Origin of the sequence: Burkholderia pyrrocinia (assembly GCF_003330765.1) — a bacterium.
In the GTDB taxonomy this organism is placed as follows: domain Bacteria; phylum Pseudomonadota; class Gammaproteobacteria; order Burkholderiales; family Burkholderiaceae; genus Burkholderia; species Burkholderia pyrrocinia_B.
Genome location: NZ_CP024902.1, coordinates 1,551,793 through 1,570,407, shown reverse-complemented (window position 1 = coordinate 1,570,407; position 18,615 = coordinate 1,551,793). Strand labels below are relative to the sequence as shown.

Annotated in this window: 15 protein-coding genes; 3 read left to right on the top strand and 12 right to left on the bottom strand. The window is 67.9% G+C overall.

All coding sequences use genetic code 11. The features are described from left to right. Positions 1 to 38: 38 nt before the first annotated feature. Positions 39 to 2,906, top strand: coding sequence for a valine--tRNA ligase (locus tag CUJ89_RS07515; RefSeq protein ID WP_114176789.1), 2,868 nt, complete (start codon positions 39 to 41; stop codon positions 2,904 to 2,906). Between the two features lie 87 nt (positions 2,907 to 2,993). Next, entirely contained in the window at positions 2,994 to 3,878 is an 885-nt protein-coding gene (gene galU, locus CUJ89_RS07510; RefSeq protein ID WP_114176788.1) for a UTP--glucose-1-phosphate uridylyltransferase GalU, read from the top strand. A gap of 52 nt (positions 3,879 to 3,930) precedes the next feature. Here the strand turns inward: galU and CUJ89_RS07505 are convergent, their stop codons facing one another. The 7 genes from CUJ89_RS07505 to CUJ89_RS07475 form a co-directional block, all read right to left on the bottom strand. Further along, positions 3,931 to 4,545, bottom strand: coding sequence for a DUF4136 domain-containing protein (locus CUJ89_RS07505; protein ID WP_114176787.1), 615 nt, complete (start codon positions 4,543 to 4,545; stop codon positions 3,931 to 3,933). A 37-nt stretch (positions 4,546 to 4,582) separates the two neighbouring features. Continuing rightward, the gene (locus tag CUJ89_RS07500) at positions 4,583 to 6,970 is read right to left on the bottom strand and encodes a CHASE2 domain-containing protein (protein WP_114176786.1); all 2,388 of its coding nucleotides are present in this window, start codon (positions 6,968 to 6,970) and stop codon (positions 4,583 to 4,585) included. 10 nt (positions 6,971 to 6,980) lie between these two features. Continuing rightward, a complete protein-coding gene (locus tag CUJ89_RS07495; RefSeq protein WP_114176785.1) occupies positions 6,981 to 8,342 on the bottom strand; it encodes a FecR domain-containing protein in 1,362 nt (453 codons plus the stop codon). Next, a complete protein-coding gene (locus CUJ89_RS07490) occupies positions 8,339 to 9,043 on the bottom strand; it encodes a response regulator transcription factor (protein WP_006490421.1) in 705 nt (234 codons plus the stop codon). Before CUJ89_RS07490 ends, CUJ89_RS07495 begins: the two co-directional genes overlap by 4 nt. Positions 9,044 to 9,312: 269 nt before the next feature. Continuing rightward, on the bottom strand, positions 9,313 to 9,747 hold the full coding sequence (locus tag CUJ89_RS07485; protein WP_114176784.1) for a peptidase: 435 nt from the start codon (positions 9,745 to 9,747) through the stop codon (positions 9,313 to 9,315). A gap of 186 nt (positions 9,748 to 9,933) precedes the next feature. Then, on the bottom strand, positions 9,934 to 10,161 hold the full coding sequence (locus CUJ89_RS07480) for a sulfurtransferase TusA family protein (protein WP_006402122.1): 228 nt from the start codon (positions 10,159 to 10,161) through the stop codon (positions 9,934 to 9,936). A 117-nt stretch (positions 10,162 to 10,278) separates the two neighbouring features. Further along, positions 10,279 to 11,214 (bottom strand): LysR family transcriptional regulator, encoded by a 936-nt coding sequence (locus CUJ89_RS07475; RefSeq protein WP_114176783.1) that lies wholly within the window; start codon positions 11,212 to 11,214, stop codon positions 10,279 to 10,281. 109 nt (positions 11,215 to 11,323) lie between these two features. On the opposite strand from CUJ89_RS07475, the gene CUJ89_RS07470 reads away from it, so the two are divergent. After that, positions 11,324 to 12,844: a CoA-acylating methylmalonate-semialdehyde dehydrogenase gene (locus tag CUJ89_RS07470; RefSeq protein ID WP_114176782.1), complete on the top strand. Its 1,521-nt coding sequence runs from the start codon at positions 11,324 to 11,326 to the stop codon at positions 12,842 to 12,844. A 127-nt stretch (positions 12,845 to 12,971) separates the two neighbouring features. Here CUJ89_RS07470 and CUJ89_RS07465 read toward each other — a convergent pair whose 3' ends face one another. The 5 genes from CUJ89_RS07465 to CUJ89_RS07445 form a co-directional block, all read right to left on the bottom strand. After that, complete coding sequence (locus tag CUJ89_RS07465; protein ID WP_114176781.1) at positions 12,972 to 13,856, bottom strand: MurR/RpiR family transcriptional regulator; 885 nt, start codon at positions 13,854 to 13,856, stop codon at positions 12,972 to 12,974. A 567-nt stretch (positions 13,857 to 14,423) separates the two neighbouring features. After that, positions 14,424 to 15,596 carry a Gfo/Idh/MocA family protein gene (locus CUJ89_RS07460; protein WP_114176780.1) on the bottom strand — a complete coding sequence of 391 codons (1,173 nt, stop codon included), beginning with the start codon at positions 15,594 to 15,596 and terminating at the stop codon, positions 14,424 to 14,426. Positions 15,597 to 15,644: 48 nt separating this feature from the next. Further along, entirely contained in the window at positions 15,645 to 16,571 is a 927-nt protein-coding gene (locus tag CUJ89_RS07455) for a TIM barrel protein (protein ID WP_114176779.1), read from the bottom strand. A 39-nt stretch (positions 16,572 to 16,610) separates the two neighbouring features. Next, the gene (locus CUJ89_RS07450; RefSeq protein WP_114176778.1) at positions 16,611 to 17,624 is read right to left on the bottom strand and encodes a Gfo/Idh/MocA family protein; all 1,014 of its coding nucleotides are present in this window, start codon (positions 17,622 to 17,624) and stop codon (positions 16,611 to 16,613) included. 59 nt (positions 17,625 to 17,683) lie between these two features. Then, a complete protein-coding gene (locus tag CUJ89_RS07445; RefSeq protein ID WP_114176777.1) occupies positions 17,684 to 18,595 on the bottom strand; it encodes a sugar phosphate isomerase/epimerase family protein in 912 nt (303 codons plus the stop codon). Positions 18,596 to 18,615 lie beyond the last annotated feature (20 nt).

Genomic DNA, 18,615 nt, shown 5'->3' with positions numbered 1-18,615 from the left:
CGGCATCCAATTCACGCATTTTTCGGCAGATTTCCAACATGAGCGACAACACGCTTGCGAAGAGCTTCGAACCCCACGCCATCGAGTCCCAATGGGGGCCGGAGTGGGAAAAACGCGGCTATGCCGCCCCGGCGTTCGATCCGGCCCGCCCCGATTTCGCGATCCAGTTGCCGCCGCCGAACGTGACGGGCACGCTGCACATGGGCCACGCGTTCAACCAGACGATCATGGACGGCCTTGCCCGCTACCACCGGATGCTCGGCGAGAACACGCTGTGGGTGCCCGGCACCGACCACGCGGGGATCGCCACCCAGATCGTCGTCGAGCGCCAGCTCGACGCACAGGGTGTATCGCGCCACGACCTCGGCCGCGAGAAGTTCGTCGAGCGCGTGTGGGAATGGAAGCAGCAATCCGGCTCGACGATCACGGGCCAGGTGCGCCGTCTCGGCGCGTCGACCGACTGGTCGCGCGAATACTTCACGATGGACGACAAGATGTCGGCCGCCGTGCGCGACGTGTTCGTCACGCTCCATGAACAGGGCCTGATCTACCGCGGCAAGCGCCTCGTCAACTGGGATCCGGTACTGCTTACCGCCGTGTCGGATCTCGAAGTCGTGAGCGAAGAGGAAAACGGCCACCTGTGGCACATCCGCTACCCGCTCGTCGACGGCTCGGGCTCGCTGACCGTCGCGACGACGCGTCCCGAGACGATGCTCGGCGATGTCGCACTGATGGTGCACCCGGAAGACGAGCGCTACGCGCACCTGATCGGCAAGCTCGTTACGCTGCCGCTGACCGGCCGCGAGATCCCGGTGATCGCCGACGACTACGTCGACCGCGAGTTCGGCACGGGCGTCGTGAAGGTCACGCCCGCGCACGACTTCAACGACTACCAGGTCGGCCTGCGCCACCACCTCGCACCGATCGAGATCCTGACGCTCGATGCGAAGATCAACGACAACGGCCCCGCCCCGTATCGTGGCCTCGACCGCTTCGACGCGCGCAAGGCGATCGTCGCCGATCTCGACGCGCTGGGCTTCCTCGACTCCGTGAAGCCGCACAAGCTGATGGTGCCGCGCGGCGACCGCACGGGCGTCGTGATCGAGCCGATGCTGACCGACCAGTGGTTCGTCGCGATGACGAAGCCGGCGCCGGAAGGCACGTTCAATCCCGGCAAGTCGATCACCGAAACGTCGCTCGACGTCGTGCGCGACGGCCAGATCAAGTTCGTCCCGGAAAACTGGACGACCACTTACTACCAGTGGCTCGAGAACATCCAGGACTGGTGCATCTCGCGCCAGCTGTGGTGGGGGCACCAGATTCCCGCGTGGTACGGCGAGAACGGCGAGGTGTTCGTCGCGCGCAACGAGGAAGCGGCGCGCGCGCAGGCCGCCGCGAAAGGCTATGCGGGTGCGCTGAAGCGCGACGAAGACGTGCTCGACACGTGGTTCTCGTCGGCGCTCGTGCCGTTCTCGTCGCTCGGCTGGCCGAACGAAACGCCTGAACTGAAGCACTTCCTGCCTTCATCGGTGCTCGTCACGGGCTTCGACATCATCTTCTTCTGGGTCGCCCGGATGGTGATGATGACCACGCACTTCACCGGCAAGGTGCCGTTCCATACCGTCTACATGCACGGCCTCGTGCGCGACGCGGAAGGCCAGAAGATGTCGAAGAGCAAGGGCAACACGCTCGACCCGCTCGACATCGTCGACGGCGTCGATCTCGAAACGCTGGTCGCAAAACGCACGACGGGCCTGATGAACCCGAAGCAGGCCGCGACGATCGAGAAGAAGACGCGCAAGGAATTCCCGGACGGCATCCCCGCGTTCGGCACCGATGCGCTGCGCTTCACGATGGCGTCGATGGCGACGCTCGGCCGCAACGTGAACTTCGACCTCGCGCGCTGCGAAGGCTATCGCAACTTCTGCAACAAGCTGTGGAACGCGACACGCTTCGTGCTGATGAACTGCGAAGGCCACGACTGCGGCAGCGACAAGCCGGAAGTCTGCGGCGCGGGCGATTGCGGCCCCGGCGGCTACCTCGACTTCTCGGCGGCCGACCGCTGGATCGTATCGCTGCTGCAGCGCACCGAGGCCGACATCGCGAAGGGTTTCGCCGATTATCGCTTCGACAACGTCGCAAGCAGCATCTACAAGTTCGTGTGGGACGAATACTGCGACTGGTATCTCGAACTCGCGAAGGTGCAGATCCAGAACGGCACGCCGGAACAGCAGCGCGCGACGCGCCGCACGCTGCTGCGCGTGCTCGAAACGGTGCTGCGCCTCGCGCATCCGGTGATCCCGTTCATCACCGAAGCGCTCTGGCAGAAGGTCGCGCCGCTCGCGGGCCGCTATCCGCAGGGCTTGGCCGAGGGCGAAGCGTCGCTGATGACGCAGGCGTATCCGGTCGCCAACCTGCAGAAGATCGACGAGGCGTCCGAGCAGTGGGCGGCCGACCTGAAGGCGATCGTCGACGCGTGCCGCAACCTGCGCGGCGAGATGAACCTGTCGCCGGCGACGAAGGTGCCGCTGCTCGCGGCCGGCGATGCCGAGCGCCTGCGCTCGTTCGCGCCGTACGTTCAGGCCCTCGCGCGCCTGTCGGAAGTGCAGATCCTCGCGGACGAAGCGACGCTCGACCGGCAAGCGCACGGCGCGCCGATCGCGATCGTCGGCCCGAACAAGCTGGTGCTGAAGGTGGAAATCGACGTCGCGGCCGAACGCGAGCGCCTGTCGAAGGAAATCGCACGCCTGACGGGCGAGATCGTGAAATGCAACGCGAAGCTCGGCAACGAGGCATTCGTCGCGAAAGCGCCGCCGGCCGTGGTCGAACAGGAGCAGAAACGCGTCGCGGAATTCCAGAGCACGCTCGAGAAACTGCGTGCGCAACTCGATCGGTTGCCTGCGTAACAAAGGGTAAGGCCGTTTGCGTTCACTATAATGGCGACGTGAACATAAGCCGTCTGACAAGTCGATTACAGGAATAAAGGTTCGATCATGTTGAAAGTCACCAAGGCGGTATTCCCCGTTGCCGGTCTCGGCACGCGATTCCTCCCGGCAACAAAGGCGAGCCCGAAGGAAATGCTGCCGGTTGTCGACAAGCCGCTGATCCAGTACGCGGTCGAGGAAGCGATCGCCGCGGGCATCACCGAGATGATCTTCGTCACGGGGCGCAGCAAGCGCGCGATCGAGGATCACTTCGACAAGTCGTACGAGGTCGAGGCCGAACTCGAGGCACGCGGCAAGGAAAAGCTGCTCGAGCTGGTGCGCAGCATCAAGCCGAGCCATGTCGACTGCTTCTACGTGCGCCAGCCGGAAGCGCTCGGCCTCGGTCATGCAGTGCTGTGCGCGGAAAAGCTCGTGGCCGACAACCCGTTCGCGGTGATCCTCGCCGACGACCTGCTCGACGGCAACCCGCCCGTGATGAAGCAGATGGTCGACGTGTTCGACCACTATCACAGCTCGGTGATCGGCGTCGAAGAGATCCCGCCGTCGGAGACGAAGGCGTACGGGATCGTCGACGGCAAGGAGTGGGAAGAGTCGATCGTCAAGATGTCGGCGATCGTCGAGAAGCCGGCGCCGGAAGTCGCGCCGTCGAACCTCGGCGTGGTCGGCCGCTACATCCTGAAGCCGCGGATCTTCGAACACCTGCGTGCGCTGAAGCCCGGCGCGGGCGGCGAGCTGCAGCTCACCGACGCGATCCAGGCGCTGCTCGCCGATGAACAAGTGCTGGCCTACAAGTACCAGGGCACGCGCTACGACTGCGGCAGCAAGCTCGGCTACCTGAAGGCGACGGTCGAATTCGCGCTGCGCCACCCGGAAGTCGGCGTGGAATTCGACGAATACCTGCGCACGCGCGGCAGCGCGCAACCGGCCGCCTGAACGCGGCAAGGGCTCGCCCCGGCGGGCCCGCCCTCACCTCACCGGCCGCCGCTCAGCGCGCTTCGGCCGGCTTCACCGAGACGACGCCCGGCATCCCGCCCGCGTCGTCTTTTTTCGTCTTGACGAGCCAGCCGCTGCCATCGCCGAACGGCACCTTTGCGAGTGCGCTTTTCACGAGCGCCGGCGCAGCCTGCTGCGTGCCGGGGTCGCGATCGCGCAGCGCGGCCGTCACGCGATAAGCGTCGGCGCCCGATTGCGCATCGACGAAACGCAGCGTCAGCACGTGACGGTACACCTTGCCCGCGAACGGCAGTGCGAACGGCGCCGGCCCGTCGACCGTCACGCATGCACTGCTCGCGGCGCCGCACCGGTCGGCGCTCGCCGTGACCGAGGCCGGCTGCGTTGCGTAAGCGATCGACAGCCGGTAACGCGCGGCCGCGAGCGGCTGCGCGTCGAAGCCGCGGCGCGCGAGTTCGTCACGTACGAGCGTCTCGATCTGCCGGTATTCGGCGTCGTCGGCCTGCGCAGCCGTCCGCACGAAATCGTAACCGTGCGCGCCAGATGCAAACGCATCCGGCTGCCCGAGCGCACTCACACCGCTCGTCATGCCGGCGCAACCCGTCAACAGCGACGCCGCCAGCGCGGCCGCTGCCCATTCCTTTCTCATGACTTCCCCCAAATGCCTGCCGTCGTGCCCGGCCCTGTCAGGCGGACGGCTCGTCGATCGCGGGCAGCGACACCGTCACCGCGGTGCCGACACCCACTTCGCTGTCGACCGACACGCTGCCGCCGTGGCGCGTGACGACCGTCTTCACGAATGCCATGCCGAGCCCGGAACCCGAGATCTCGGGCCGCTCGCCGGCATGGAACCGCTTGAAACGCTCGAACAGATGCCGCTGATCGTCCGGCGCAATGCCGTACCCCTGATCGCGAATCGTACAGAACATCCGTTTCGACGCGTGCTCGACCGTCAGCGTACACGCGATCACGGTGTCGGACGGACTGTATTTGACCGCATTGTTCAGCAGGTTCACGAAGGCGCGCGTGATCAGCGAGCGGTCCGCGCGCACCCAGCACATGGCTGCGCCGACGTCGGTGTCGACGCGGATGCGCTTCGCCTGCGCCTGCGGCCAGACCTCGTCGCTCGCATCGATCAGCACGTCGACGAGGCTCGTTGCTTCGAACTGGTACGCCTGCGACTCCGCGCGCGCCAGCTGCACGAACTCGTCGGCCAGCGACAGCGCGCGGTGCGCGTAGCGCTCGATCCGCGCGAGCAGTGCGCGCATCGTGTCGGTGTCGACGCGGTCGCGCTCGATCTCGACGAGCGCGAGGATCGATGCCTGCGGCGAGCGCATGTCGTGCGACAGCAGGTGCAGCGCTTCTTCGCGCTGCCGCTCGGCCGCGTGCACTTCGGTCACGTCGACGAGGCTGGCAATCCAGCCCGTCACGCGGCCCTGCGCGTTCGTGCAGGCCGCGTAGCGTAACAGATGGTCGAGCCCGTCGCGATCGCGCACCTCGATGCCGCGCGCCATCGCGTCGTGTTCGGCCTCGAGCGTCGGGTCGAGCGCGGCCGGCCAGTGCTCGCGGATCGCCGCATCGTGTTCGGCGTTGCCGTCGACGGTCTTCATGAACGTCAGCTCGCCGAGCGCGGTGCGCAGCGGCCGCCCTTCCGGCAGCGGCAGCGCGAGCCGCGACCCGTAGCGCTTCGCCGCATGGTTCGCGATCAGCACGGTGCCGGCCAGGTCGGTCACGAAGATCGGTTCGGGCATGCTGTCGAGGCTGTCCCACACGAAGCGCTTCATGTCCTGCACGCGCTGCGCGGCCTGCGCCATCAGCGCCATCTGCCGTTCCAGCACGTCGCCGCCGACGCTGCGCGTGCGCGGCGCCTCGGGCAGCAGGTGCGGCTCGTCGGCGAGCCGCTGCAGCTCGCGGCGCAGGTACGACATCGTCATTTCCAGGCGCCGCCAGTTCCAGATCGGGTAGACGGCGACCAGCCCGAAGATCGCGGGCGCCGGCGACAGCCAGATGCGCGCCTCGAACAGCAGCGCCATGCTCGCGACGACAGCGAGCGCGGCGAGGCTCAGCGTCAGCAGCAGCGCGCGCCACGGCGACAGCATCAGGAAGCCGCCCAGCAGCGCGGCGAGCGGCAGCAGCGACGCGGCGAACAGCCCCGCGCGCGACACGGGTGAAATCGCGCTGCCGGTCGCCAGCATGTCGAGCACGTTGGCATGGATATACACGCCGGCGAGCGGGCCGAAGTCGCCGGACACGGGCGTCGCGAAGCGGTCGTACAGTCCCGACGCCGTCACGCCGACGACGACGATCTTGCCGCGCAGCGCGTCGGGCTTCACACGCCCTTCGAGCACGTCGTCGAACGACAGCGTCGGATAGGCGGGCGTGTTGCGGCTGAACGGGATCAGGTAGCGGCCCTCGCCGGCCGCATCACGCGACAGGTCGTGCGCGTTCGCGCCGGGCGCGCCGCCGGCCGGATGCAGCCGGCCGCCCTGGATCGCGCGGTACACGGGCACCATCAGTTGCGGCCAGCGCACGCGGCCGTCGCTTTCGAACAGCGCGACGCTGCGCACGATGCCGTCGCGATCGACTTCGAGGTTGATGTGGCCGAGCCCCATCGCGCGCGCCGCGAGCGCGGCCACCGGCGGATCGACGGTACGCGTGCCGTCCGCCTGCTCGGGGCTCAGCAGCACGGGCAGGAAGGTCGGCACGTGGCTCATCGCGTCCGCGAACGCGCGATCCTCCGGCGAGGGTTCGGTGAACAGCACGTCGTAGACGACCGCGGCCGGCTGCGCGCGCGCCAGCGTGTCGAGCAGCCGCGCATGCACGTCGCGCGGCCACGGCCAGCGGCCGAGCGCCGACACGCTCTGGTTGTCGATGTCGACGACGACCACGTCGGGCGACAGCGGCAGGCTGCGCAGCATCAGCAGCCGGTCGTAGACCAGCCCGTCGACGCTCGACGACAGGCGGCCGAGCGCGCATGCGAGGATCACCACGATCCCGAGGCAGCCGATCGCGATCCATTCGATCAGGAAGCGGCGGCCGAGGCGCCGCCGCGGGGAAACGGAGTCGGGTTTCATGCGCCGCGGGTCAGCGCGACAGCGTGAACGCGCTGACCGGACTGGTCTTTTCGTAGAACTTGCCGCCTTCGAACTCCTCGACGGTCACAGCCCAGAAATAGTCGCCCGGCGGCAGGTGCGCGACGGTGATCTGGCGCGCGTGCAGGCCGACCTGGTCGACGACCGGCGCGCTCAGGTCCTTCGAGCGCGACAGCACGAACCGGTAGCGCGCATCCGTGCCCGAACCGTTCGGCGACCAGCGGAATTCGTAGCCGCCCGCGCCGGGCGACGCGCTCGCGTCGAGCCCCATCACGCGGCGCTCGAACGCATAGGTGCGCGGCAGCCCCTCGAGGCCGTTGGCATCGATCGCGGCGATCCGCACGAAGTACATCCCGTTCGGCACGTCGCGGAAAACCGCGCGCGGCGAATCGGTGCGCGTTTCGCGGAACAGGTCGAGCAGCCCCGCGTCGTGTGCCAGCTGCACGCGGTACGCATGCGCCTGCGCGAGCGGCGCGACGTCGAACGCGACGTCGGGTTCGTCCTGCACCTTGTCGGGATGCGCGAGCGCCGGCGCAGGCAGCAGCTCGACCGGCGCACCGACCGCGCCGGACGACGTCGCGACGCTGCCGAAGTTCGCATGCACGAGCGTCGGGCCGGCCGGCTGCCGGTTACCCGCCACGCCGACCGTGCCGTCGAGCACCTCGATGCGCGTCGACGCATTGCCGGCCGCATCGTAGTTCACGCGAAAGCGCGTGCCGCGCACGCCGGCCACGACCGACGGCGAGCGGATCTGGAAGCGGTCGTCGCGTTTCTTCAGATGGGTGACTTCGCTGTCGACCGAGCCGCGCGTGAGTTCGAATTGGCGATCGAGCGTGCCGGTCAGCACGGTGCGGCGCAGCGCCTTCAGGTCGAGCTCGCTGTCGGGCGGCAGGCTCATGTGCGTGCCGTCGGCGAGCTCGAGCGTCACGAAGCCGTTCGCGCCCGTGCGAATGCGATCGCCCTCGGCAAGCGTCGCATCGTTCGCGAGCGGCACGTAAGCGTCGCCGGACGCGCGTTCGGCCGTGCCCTGCACCGCGACGACGCGCGCGGTCAGCTGTTCCTTGCGCAGGCGCGCAACCGGCAGCTTCAGCGCGACGCCGGGCTGCAGGTGCTTCGGCGCGGGCACGCCGTTGATCTGCTGGAGCAGTTGCCAGTCGTCCGCGCCCTGCAGGTAGCGCGCGGCGACGTCGTACAGCGTGTCGCCCGCCTGCGTATGGTAGACGACCATCTTGCCCGCGGCAGCGGGCGGCTGCGCAGCCGCATGCTGCGCGGTGAATGCAACCGCGACCGCGCAGGCCGCGCGCAGCGCCGCCGTACGCAGGTTCGCCGTGCGCCGCGTGATTCCCGCGGTCACTCCGGTTCTCCCTGGCCGACCCGCTCGAGCCGGTAGCCGTAACCGTAGATCGGCGCGAGGCGATAGCCGTTTTCGGGCCGCAGGCCGAGCTTGGTGCGCAGCATCGAGATGTGCGTATCCATCGTGCGCGACGGGATGTCGGTCGCCTGCTTCCACACGAGATCGAGAATGTGCGCGCGCGACAACGGCCGGTCGAGGTGCTGGAACAGCAGCAGCGCGAGTTCGAATTCCTTCTGCGTGAGGCTCACGGCCTTGTCGCCGACGTACGCCTGCTTCAGGTTCACGTCGAAACGGAACTGGTCGAATTCGCGAACGGTCGCCTCGGCATTGACCGGATACGCGCGGCGCAGCAGCGAGCCGATGCGTGCGCGCAGGATCGGGCCCGACACGGGCTTGACCACGTAGTCGTCGGCGCCGGCGTTGAGGATCTGCGTGATCCCCGCCTCGTCGTCACGGCTCGTCATGAAGATGATCGGCAGGCTGTGCTCGGTCTGATTGGCGCGCACCCACTTCAGCACTTCCTCGCCGGACATGTCGGGCACGTTCCAGTCGAGCACCAGCAGATCGAACGTCTCGCGCTGCAGACGCTTCTTCAGGGCCTTGCCTTCCTTGAACGCATAGCACGTATGGCCAACGGCCGTCAGCGTTTGACTGACGAAATCCGTCTGGGCCGGATCGTCATCCAGTACAGCAATTCTCATAGCACCCCGCAAATCGAAATCGATTCGTCCAGTTCAGATCCCCGCGCTCACCCCCGCCGCGCAGCACGCGCGCGGCTTCCGGATACCGGCCGGCGAGCCGTCGTTCGCCGCTCGCGCCACCTGCGCAAACCGGCGACCCCGGTTAAATATCTCAAAAACGGGGCACGGACGAACCGGCGATTTCATCATAGTAGTATGAAATTCGCCAAGAAATTGCGCGGACTAGCGTCCTTTCTTCGAATAATCCTTCCCGTCGCGCAATCGGACGCCTAATCGACGCCCGCGATGCCGACCACCGGCTCGGCGAAACCATCGGCCGGCACGCGCTGCACCATCGATCGCAACGGCGCCGGTTGCGCAAGCATCCGCTGCAACTGGCCGCGCACGCGCTCCCACGCGCCGGCCGTGTAGTCGGGCTGGCCCGCCGCCCATGCCTGCGCCAGATCGAACACGCGTTCGACCGTCGCACCGCAGTAGGTCAGGCCCAAGCCGTCGTCCTGCGCGGCATCGCGCAGCCGTTCATCGAGCCACTCGGCCAGCCACGGCATCTCGGCCGCGGCCGAATCCGCATAGGCCTCCAGCGCGGCACGCGCGTGGCGATCCTGTTGCGGATCGAGCTCGATACGGCTCAGTCCCGGCGCTCGCATGGGCGCAATGCATTCCGCTTCGGACGGATTTCGAATGGTCCTTGGTCTGAAGGACATGTCCTCTCCCCGTTGTACGACGGTAGCGTCAGGCATGGCCCCCGTGCCCGCCGTACCGTGGCCGGCGCATCCGCTGGGTGCGGACGACCGGCCGGGTCAGTATACGCAGCCGGTCACGAAGCGAGGTTTAAGAATTGTCAGAGAGGGTCGGCTGGCTGGCCGGCCAGGGCCGGGCGATGCGGGCCGTCAGCGGCGGCGCATCAGGAACACGAAGGTCTTGTCCTGCGTCGTCGATTCGACGATCTCGTTGCCTGTCTGCTTCGCGAATGCGGCGAAATCGCGCTGCGAGCCCGGATCGGTCGCGAGCACCTTGAGGATCTGCCCGCTTTCCATATCGGCAAGCGCTTTCTTGGCACGCAGGATCGGCAACGGGCAATTGAGCCCGCGCGCATCCACTTCCTTGTGAATCTGCATCGGTTGTCGACCTTCGAATGACGCGCCACACGAGGCGCGGGAGCAAGCAGCGATTTTACCGCAGCGCCGCCGCGCCTGCCGGGGCCGCCCACGGCCCGGCGCCCGCGGGCACCGACGTCACGTGCCGGAGAAGCCGCCCGCAAGCCGCTCGCGCAGGTGCCGCACGAGCGCGCGCACCGCGCTCGGCACGACCGGGCTGTACGGGCGGATCGCGAAGATGTGATCGCCGAACGCGCCCGACGGCCGCCAGCCGTCGAGCAGCGCGACGAGCCGGCCGGCGTCGAGATCGCGCCGCGCGCTAAAATCCGGCAGCAGCGCGATGCCGAGCCCGCCGAGCGCGGCCTCGCGCATCGCCTCGCTGTTGTTCGCCGCGAAACTGCCGCGCACCGGCACGCTCACGCGCTCGCGGCGCCGGCCGTCCGGCTCGAAGCTCCACGCGGCCGGTTCGTTGTCGCGCAGATAGCAGAGGCAACTGTGATCGACGAGTTCGCCCGGGTGCCGCGGCGCGCCGCGCGCGTCGAGGTAGTCGCGGCTCGCGACGAGCAGCGAGCGCGTGTCGCATAGCTTCCACGCGACGTGGGTCTGCGGCGCGGTGGTCGTATGCCGGATCGCGAGGTCGAAGCCCTCCTGCGTCAGCGAATGCAGCCGGTCCGACAGGTCGAGCTCGATGTGCACGCCCGGATACTGCCGCAGGAAATCGGGCAGGTGCGGCACGACCTGCTGGCGCCCGAGCGCGACCGGCGCCGTCACGCGCAGCAGGCCGCGCGGCTCGCCGGCCAGGTCCTTCACGCGCGCGAAGTGCTGCCCGATCGACTCGAACGCGTCGCGCGTGCTGTCGACGAGCGTCTGGCCCGCATCGGTAAGCCGCACGCTGCGCGTCGTGCGGCGCACGAGCGGCACGCCGGCCGCCTTTTCGAGATCGGCGATGCGCTGGCTCATCGCGGCCTTGCTGATGCCGAGCCGCTGCGCGGCGGCCGTGAAACTGCCGGCCGCGGCCAGTACCGTCAGCGAATGGATATGCGGCCAGAGCGCCTGGACATTTTGCTGATTCATCCATTGATTATTCAGAATTCTGAACAGTGAATCAAGTTTCGCGGTCTTCTCCCGCCCCGCCGGTTTCCCTAGACTAGGTTCCGTTCACCCCTCATCCCCAGGAGACACGATGAATCCGGTTCCCGCGTACACGTCCGACGCCGACGTCGGCCACTATGTCGACGGCGCGCCCGTTGCCGGCCGCAGCGGCCGCTTCCAGGACGTCCTCAATCCCGCGCTCGGCCGCGCGGTGCGCCGCGTGGCGCTCGCCGACGGCAGCGAAGTACAGCAGGCCGTCGCGTCGGCCCACGCCGCCTTCCCGGCCTGGGCCGCCACGCCGCCGATCCGCCGCGCGCGCGTGCTGCACCGCTTCCTGCAGCTGATGAACGAGCACCGCGACACGCTCGCGGCGATCATCACGGCCGAGCACGGCAAGGTGTTTTCCGATGCGCAGGGCGAAGTCGCGCGCGGCATCGACATCGTCGAATTCGCGTGCGGCGTGCCGCAGCTCCTGAAGGGCGACTTCACCGACCAGGTCAGCACCGGCATCGACAACTGGACGATGCGCCAGCCGCTCGGCGTGGTCGCGGGCATCACGCCGTTCAACTTCCCGTGCATGGTGCCGTGCTGGATGTTCCCGGTCGCGATCGCGACGGGCAACACGTTCGTGCTGAAGCCGAGCGAGCGCGACCCGTCGGCCGCGCTGTTCATCGCCGACCTGCTGACGCAGGCCGGGCTGCCGGCCGGCGTGTTCAACGTCGTGCAGGGCGACAAGGGCGCGGTCGACGCGCTGCTCGACCACCCCGACGTGCAGGCCGTCAGCTTCGTCGGCTCGACGCCGATCGCGGCCTACGTGCAGCAGCGCGCCGTGCAGTCGGGCAAGCGCGTGCAGGCGCTCGGCGGCGCGAAGAACCATCTCGTCGTGATGCCCGACGCGAACATCGAGCAGGCCGTCGACGCGCTGATCGGCGCCGCGTACGGCTCGGCCGGCGAGCGCTGCATGGCGATCAGCATCGCGGTGCTGGTGGGCGATGTCGCGGACAAGATCGTGCCGATGGTGGCCGAACGCGCGCGCAAGCTGGTGATCGGCGACGGCATGTCACCCGAAGTCGAGATGGGCCCGATCGTCACCGGCGAAGCGCTGAAGCGCATCGAAGGCTATATCGAGCAAGGCGTGAGCGAAGGCGCGCAACTGGTGGTCGACGGACGCGGGCTGCGCGTGCCCGGCCGCGAGGCAGGCTTCTTCACCGGCGGCACGCTGTTCGACCACGTGACGCCCGACATGCGGATCTACAAGGAAGAAATCTTCGGGCCCGTGCTCGGCTGCGTACGCGTGAAGGACTTCGGCGAAGCGGTCGACCTGATCAACGCGCACGAGTTCGGCAACGGCGTGGCGTGCTTCACGAGCGACGGCGGCATCGCGCGCGAATTCGCGCGGCGCATCCAGGTCGGCATGGTCGGCATCAACGTGCCGATTCCGGTGCCGATGGCGTGGCACGGCTTCGGCGGCTGGAAGAAGAGCCTGTTCGGCGACATGCACGCGTACGGCGAGGAAGGCGTGCGCTTCTATACGCGCCAGAAGTCGGTGATGCAGCGCTGGTCGTCGAGCATCGGCAAGGGCGCCGAATTCGCGATGCCGACCGCGAAGTAAGCGGGCCGGTGCGCCGCCCGCCGGCCGGTCAGGCGGGCGGGCGGTGCGCCGGCAGAAGCTTCGTCGCATTCCTTGCGCCCGGCCCTTCTGGTGGCCAGCGCAAGCCCGTTATTGGCGGGAACAGGCCCTAGCCGGCTTTCGTGCCGTGCGCGCCGTCGGCGGTCGGCAGGTACGACAGCTCGAGCCGGTACGCAAGCGCGACGAACAGGCTCTGCGCGAGGCCCATCGTGGCCGTCAGCGCGCGGAAGCCGAACGTCGCACTGTCCTGCACCATCAGCGTCACCTCGGCCTCCCGCGCGAGCGGGCTCATCCGGCTGTCGGTGATCGCGATCAGTCGCGCGCCGCGCTGCACGGCCTGCTGCGCGACCTGCACGGTCTCGTCCGCATACGGCATGAACGAGATGACGATCATCACGTCGCCCTTGCGCACCGACCGGATCTGCCCGAGGTGCATGCTGCCGAGCGCGCTAAACAGCCCGATGCGCTTGTCGGTGTGCTGCAGCGCATAGTCGAGGTACACGGCGATCGGAAACGCGCGCCGCGAGCCCGCGATCCAGATCGCCTGCGTGTCGGCGAGCAGATCGACGGCCTGTGCGAGCGCCTGCGGGTCGAGCGTCTGCCGCAGCTGCTGCATCCCTGCAATGCTGCCCTTGATGAACTCGTCGGCGATCTGTTCGGGCTGCAGGCTCGACGAGCCCGATTCGATCACGTCGCGCAGCCGCAGGTTGTACGCGCGCCCCGGCGCGATCTGCTGCGCGAGCCCTTCGCGGAACAGCCGCTGCATCTCCGAGAAGCCGGAAAAGCCGAAATGCTTCGCGAAGCGCACGACGGCCGACGGCTGGACGCCGCACGCCTCCGCGAGCGACTGGATGCCTTCCAGGCCAAGCTGGTCCCGATGCGTTTCCACGTGGCGCGCAATCACCTTCAGGCGATTGCTGAGGCCGTCGTATTCCTGCGTCAGGTGCTGCAGGAACTGCTCGACGGTGGCGGGAGGTTTCTCGGATGAACTCATCGGATAGCGCGAAGTTGACGGCCCCGATGCGCGCGCGATGCAGACGGACGCGGCCCGGGACTCACTTAGGGTCTGTTTACATATGGAACGCGCATGCGTTGCCACGAGAACGGCCGCTCGCAAGGCGCGTGACGCTGCGAATACTGGCGTATTCGCAAGGAGCGCAACGCGGCGAGCGGCCGTTCTCGTGGCAACCCCAAATTAAAAAATTCATGTCACGGGAATGCCCGAAATCGCCCGTATGGCGGCGTCGCTCGTCGCTTGTTTGGCTCGGCCAAACGGCGCTCCTCACTTCTTGCCCTACGAGCGATTTCGGGCATTCGCATGTGCGTTCCATATGTAAACAGACCCTAGATACATGCATGAAGGGCGAATTTAATCACGTTTGCGGCACGGCCCGCGCCGCGCGTTTCGCTCCCACGCGCTCGATCATCACTTGCACACGCTCCACGGCAAGACTGGAAGCGATTGTCCAACGCTCTCGCGGCGTCGTAAAGATTAGGGTGTCTACCGAGTCTGCCGGGGCCGATGGCCGGCGCTCGGCGCGCCGCAACCGGCCTGCCCTGCTCAACGATAGTCGATCCACACGCCGCCCGCGTCGGCGGAGCGCACGCAGTTCTCGACCCACCGCACGCCCTCCACGCCCGCATGGACGTCCGGAAAGCGGATATTCTTCAACGCCGCGGCGTCGCCGCGATCGGCCGCATCCATCGCGAGCGCGAAGCGCGCATAGAGATTCGACCAGGCCTCGAACAACCCTTCCGGATGCCCGGCGCCGATGCGATCCTCGCGCAATGCATTCGGATGCAGATAACCCATCCCGCGATCGAGCACCTGCGCGGGTTGCCCCTGCACTTCGTAGCGCAGCTGGTTCGGATGCTCGTCCCACCATTCGACGCTCGCCCTCGAGCCGATCACCCTCACCTTCTGGCCATGCATCGAGCCCGCGTTCACCGCACTCGACCACACGTAGCCGATCGCGCCCGTGTCGTATTCCATGATCGTGAACGCGTTGTCCTCGAGCGGCGCGCGGCTCTTCACGAAGCTCTGCCGCGAGCACATCAGCCGCCGGATCTTCAGCTCGGGCGCCATCACCTCGGAGATGTACAGCGGATGCGTGCCGATGTCGCCGAGCACGTAGCTCGGGCCCGCGAACTTCGGGTCGACGCGCCAGCGCGCGGCCGCGCTCGCGGCTTCGACGCCCTCGCTGTGGAACCCGTGCGCGAACTGCATCTGCACGATGCGGATCTCGCCGAGATCGCCGCGCGCGATCATCTCGCGCGCCTGTTCGATCATCTGGTGCCCGGAGTAGCCGTACGCGACGCCGACGATCCGGTTCTGCTCGACCGACAGGCGCTGCAGCGCCTCGGCCTCCTCGGTCGTGAAGCACAGCGGCTTCTCGCAGACCACGTGCAGCCCCGCGTTCAGCGCGGCGCGGCAGATCTCGAAGTGCGTGTTGTTCGGCGTCGCGATCGACACTGCGCGAATGCCGTCCGGGCGGCGCGCCTCGGCCTCGAACATCGTCGCGTAGTCGGGATAGCAGCGGTCCGCCGCGACGCCGAGCTTCACGCCGAACTGGCGGCCGCGTTCGGGATCGATGTCGAATGCACCGGCAACCAGCTGGAAGCTGCCGTCGCGCAATGCGGCCGACCGGTGGCTGTAGCCGATCTGGCTGCCGAGCCCGCCGCCGACCATGCCCCAGCGAATCGAATGTCCAAGCAGAATCTGTCCGTCAATCATGATGGTGGTGTTCCTGGTCCGTGTTCAGGTATTCGGGGGTTCAGTGGTTCATGCGAAGCCGGCCGACGCGAGAAACGCGCGGCTCGCGGCGACGTCGCGCAGGCTCGTGCCGGCATTGCGCGGGTCGCGCTCCTGCTCGATCGTGATGGTGCCCGCGTAACCGATGTCGTCGAGCGCATGCCGGATCGAAACGTAGTCGAGCACGCCGGTGCCGATCGGGCACATCACGCCGCGCGCGCACGCGGCGAAGAACGCGATGTGCTCGCCCATCACCGCGTCGTACACGGCCGCGTCGATGTCCTTGAAATGCACGTAGTCGAGACGCGCCGCGTGGCGGCGCAGCCAGGTCTCCGGGTCCATGCCCGAGTAATGCAGGTGGCCCGTGTCGAGGCAGAGGCCGGCCGTGTCGGCCGGAATATCGGCGACGATCCGGTCGATCTCGTCCGCGAACTCGATGTAGCCGCCCGCATGCGGATGGATCACCGCACGCACGCCGAACTCGTCGCGCGCGATCGTGGCGATCTGCCGGATGTGGTCGACCATGCGTGCCCAGCGTTCGGCGGACAGCCGCGGCGCGCGATCGGCATGGCCGGCCGCGTAATCGCGTTCTTCGTGCCCCCAGTCCATCACGACCAGGTACGGCGCCGCATAGCGCTGGCCATCCTGCGTCGGCAGCGCCGGCAGCCGCGTGATCAGCGCACAGATCTCGCGCGTCTGGCGCAGCAGGCTCGGCAGGTTCTCCGGCGACACGAGATCGTCGAAGATCGTGCCGGCGGTAATGCTCAAACGCTGCCGCTCCAGCTCGGCGCTCACCACGTCGAGTTCGAGCGGAATGTAGCCGTACGGCCCGAGCTCGATGCCCGAGTAGCCGGCCTGCGCGGCCTCGGCGAGCACGTGCCGCCACGGCGGCAGGTGCGGGTTTTTCACGTCGTCGACGCCCCAGCAGCACGGTGCGCAACCAATCTTCATCGTCATGTCGGTCAGTCCGGCAGGTAAGCGGCGCGCGGCCACGGTTCAGCCGCGATAGAACGCGGGGCGTTCGGCCATCGCGATCGGCTCGACCGCGCCGCTCTGCTGCGCACGCACGCAGGCGTCGGCCGCGACCGCCGCCGCGTAGCCGTCCCATGCGGACGGGCCCGTCAGCGCGCGCTGCCGCACGCCGTCGACGAACGCCTGCAACTCGACGTCGTACGACGCGATGAAGCGCTCCTTCCAGTCGGTCATGATCTCGACGGCGTGCCGCGCTGCTTGCTTGAGCCCCACGGCCGGCGGATCGGGCAGCTTCGCGATGCCCTGCTCGCCGACTACCTCGCACTGGATGTCATAGCCGTACTGGCAGTTCACGAAAATCTCGACGTCGATGCGCACGCCGCTCGCCGTTTCCAGCAGCACGATCTGCGGATCGGCCAGATGCGCGGACGCATGGCGCGTCTTCTTCGGGTAGACGACCTGCGCGCTCGCGTAGTCCTCGCCGAGCAGCCAGCGCAGCACGTCGAGTTCGTGGATCAGCGTGTCGGTGATCGCCATGTCGGTCGTGTAGCGCTCGCCGACCGACTGGTTGCGGTGCGCGCAATGCAGCATCAGCGGCGCGCCGATCTCGCCGCTGTCGATCACGCGCTTCAGCGCGCGATAGCCGTCGTCGTAGGGCCGCATGAAGCCGACCTGCACGAGCCGGCTGCCGTGCGCGACTTCCGCTTCGACGATCCGCATGCAGCCTTCGGCCGTGACGGCGAGCGGTTTCTCGCAGAACACGGGCTTGCCGTGCGCGATCGCGTCGAGCACGAACGCTTCGTGCGTCGGCCCCCACGACGTGACGAGCACGGCCTGCACGTCGGCGGCCGCGATCACTTCATGGCCGTCGCCGTAGATCTCGGCGTCGATCCCGACCTTCGTCATCGCGTCGCGCGCCTGCTGCGGATCGATGTCGTTGACGGCCACGACGCGCGCGCCGGACAGCGTGCGGGTCAGCCTGCGGATATGGTCCTGGCCGATCGCGCCGCAGCCGATCACGCCGATTTGCAAGGTCATCTAGGGGTCTCCAGTCATTCGTCAGCGGCGCGGCCCGTGCCGCGCCGGTCAGTCATCGGTCAGCGCGCCGGGCGATCGAAATGGCGCTCGATGTAGCGCCGGATCGTGTCGCGCATGTAGCGCGACGACGCTTCCGCACGGTCCTCCCACGCGAACACGCACGACGACATCACGCCGTCGAAGCCCGCGGCGCCGAGCGCGCCGAAGAACACGTCCCAGTCGATCTCGCCCTGCCCGATGTCGAGATGCTGGTGCACGCGGATCTGGTTCGAGCCGGGCGGGTTCACGATGTAGCGCAGCTGGCTGCTCTTGCGGTGGTCGAAGGTGTCGGCCACGCGCACGTGCGCGAGGATCGGCGCGGCCTGCGCGATCATCGCGGCCAGGTCGTCGCCGTAGTAGAACGTGTGCGGCGCGATGTACGACAGCTTCAGCGACGGCGAGCCGAGGTTCGTCACGATGTCGATCGCCGGCTGCAGTTGCTCGATCCAGTCCTCCGGATGCGGTTCGACCGACAGCACGATGCGTTCGCGCTCGAGAATCGGCAGCAGCTCGTCCATCGAACGGAACCACGCGGCTTCGCACAGCTCCTTCGGGTTGGCGCCCGGCCGCTCGCCGACCGAACGCTCGGGCGACGCGCCGCGCCCGAACTCCGACACCATCAGCGTGCACTCCATCTCGATCGCGACCTCGATCGCCTTCTTCCAGCAGCGCACGGCCCATTGCCGCTCGTCCTCGAACGGGCTCGCCCACCGGTACATCGGCTGCAGCGACGCAAGGCCCACGCCGCTCGCGCGCATTGCCTGGCGAAACCCGGCCATGCGCTCGCGCGTCGCACGCGGCATCACCCACCAGTCGAGGAAGTCGCTGCGCGGCGACAGCTCGATCTGGTCGTAGCCGAGCTCGGCCACCGCGTGCGGCAACCGGTCGAGCGGCAGGTGGCGAATCATGTAGGGGTCCAGCGCGATCTTCATCAGGCTTCCTTGGTCAATGC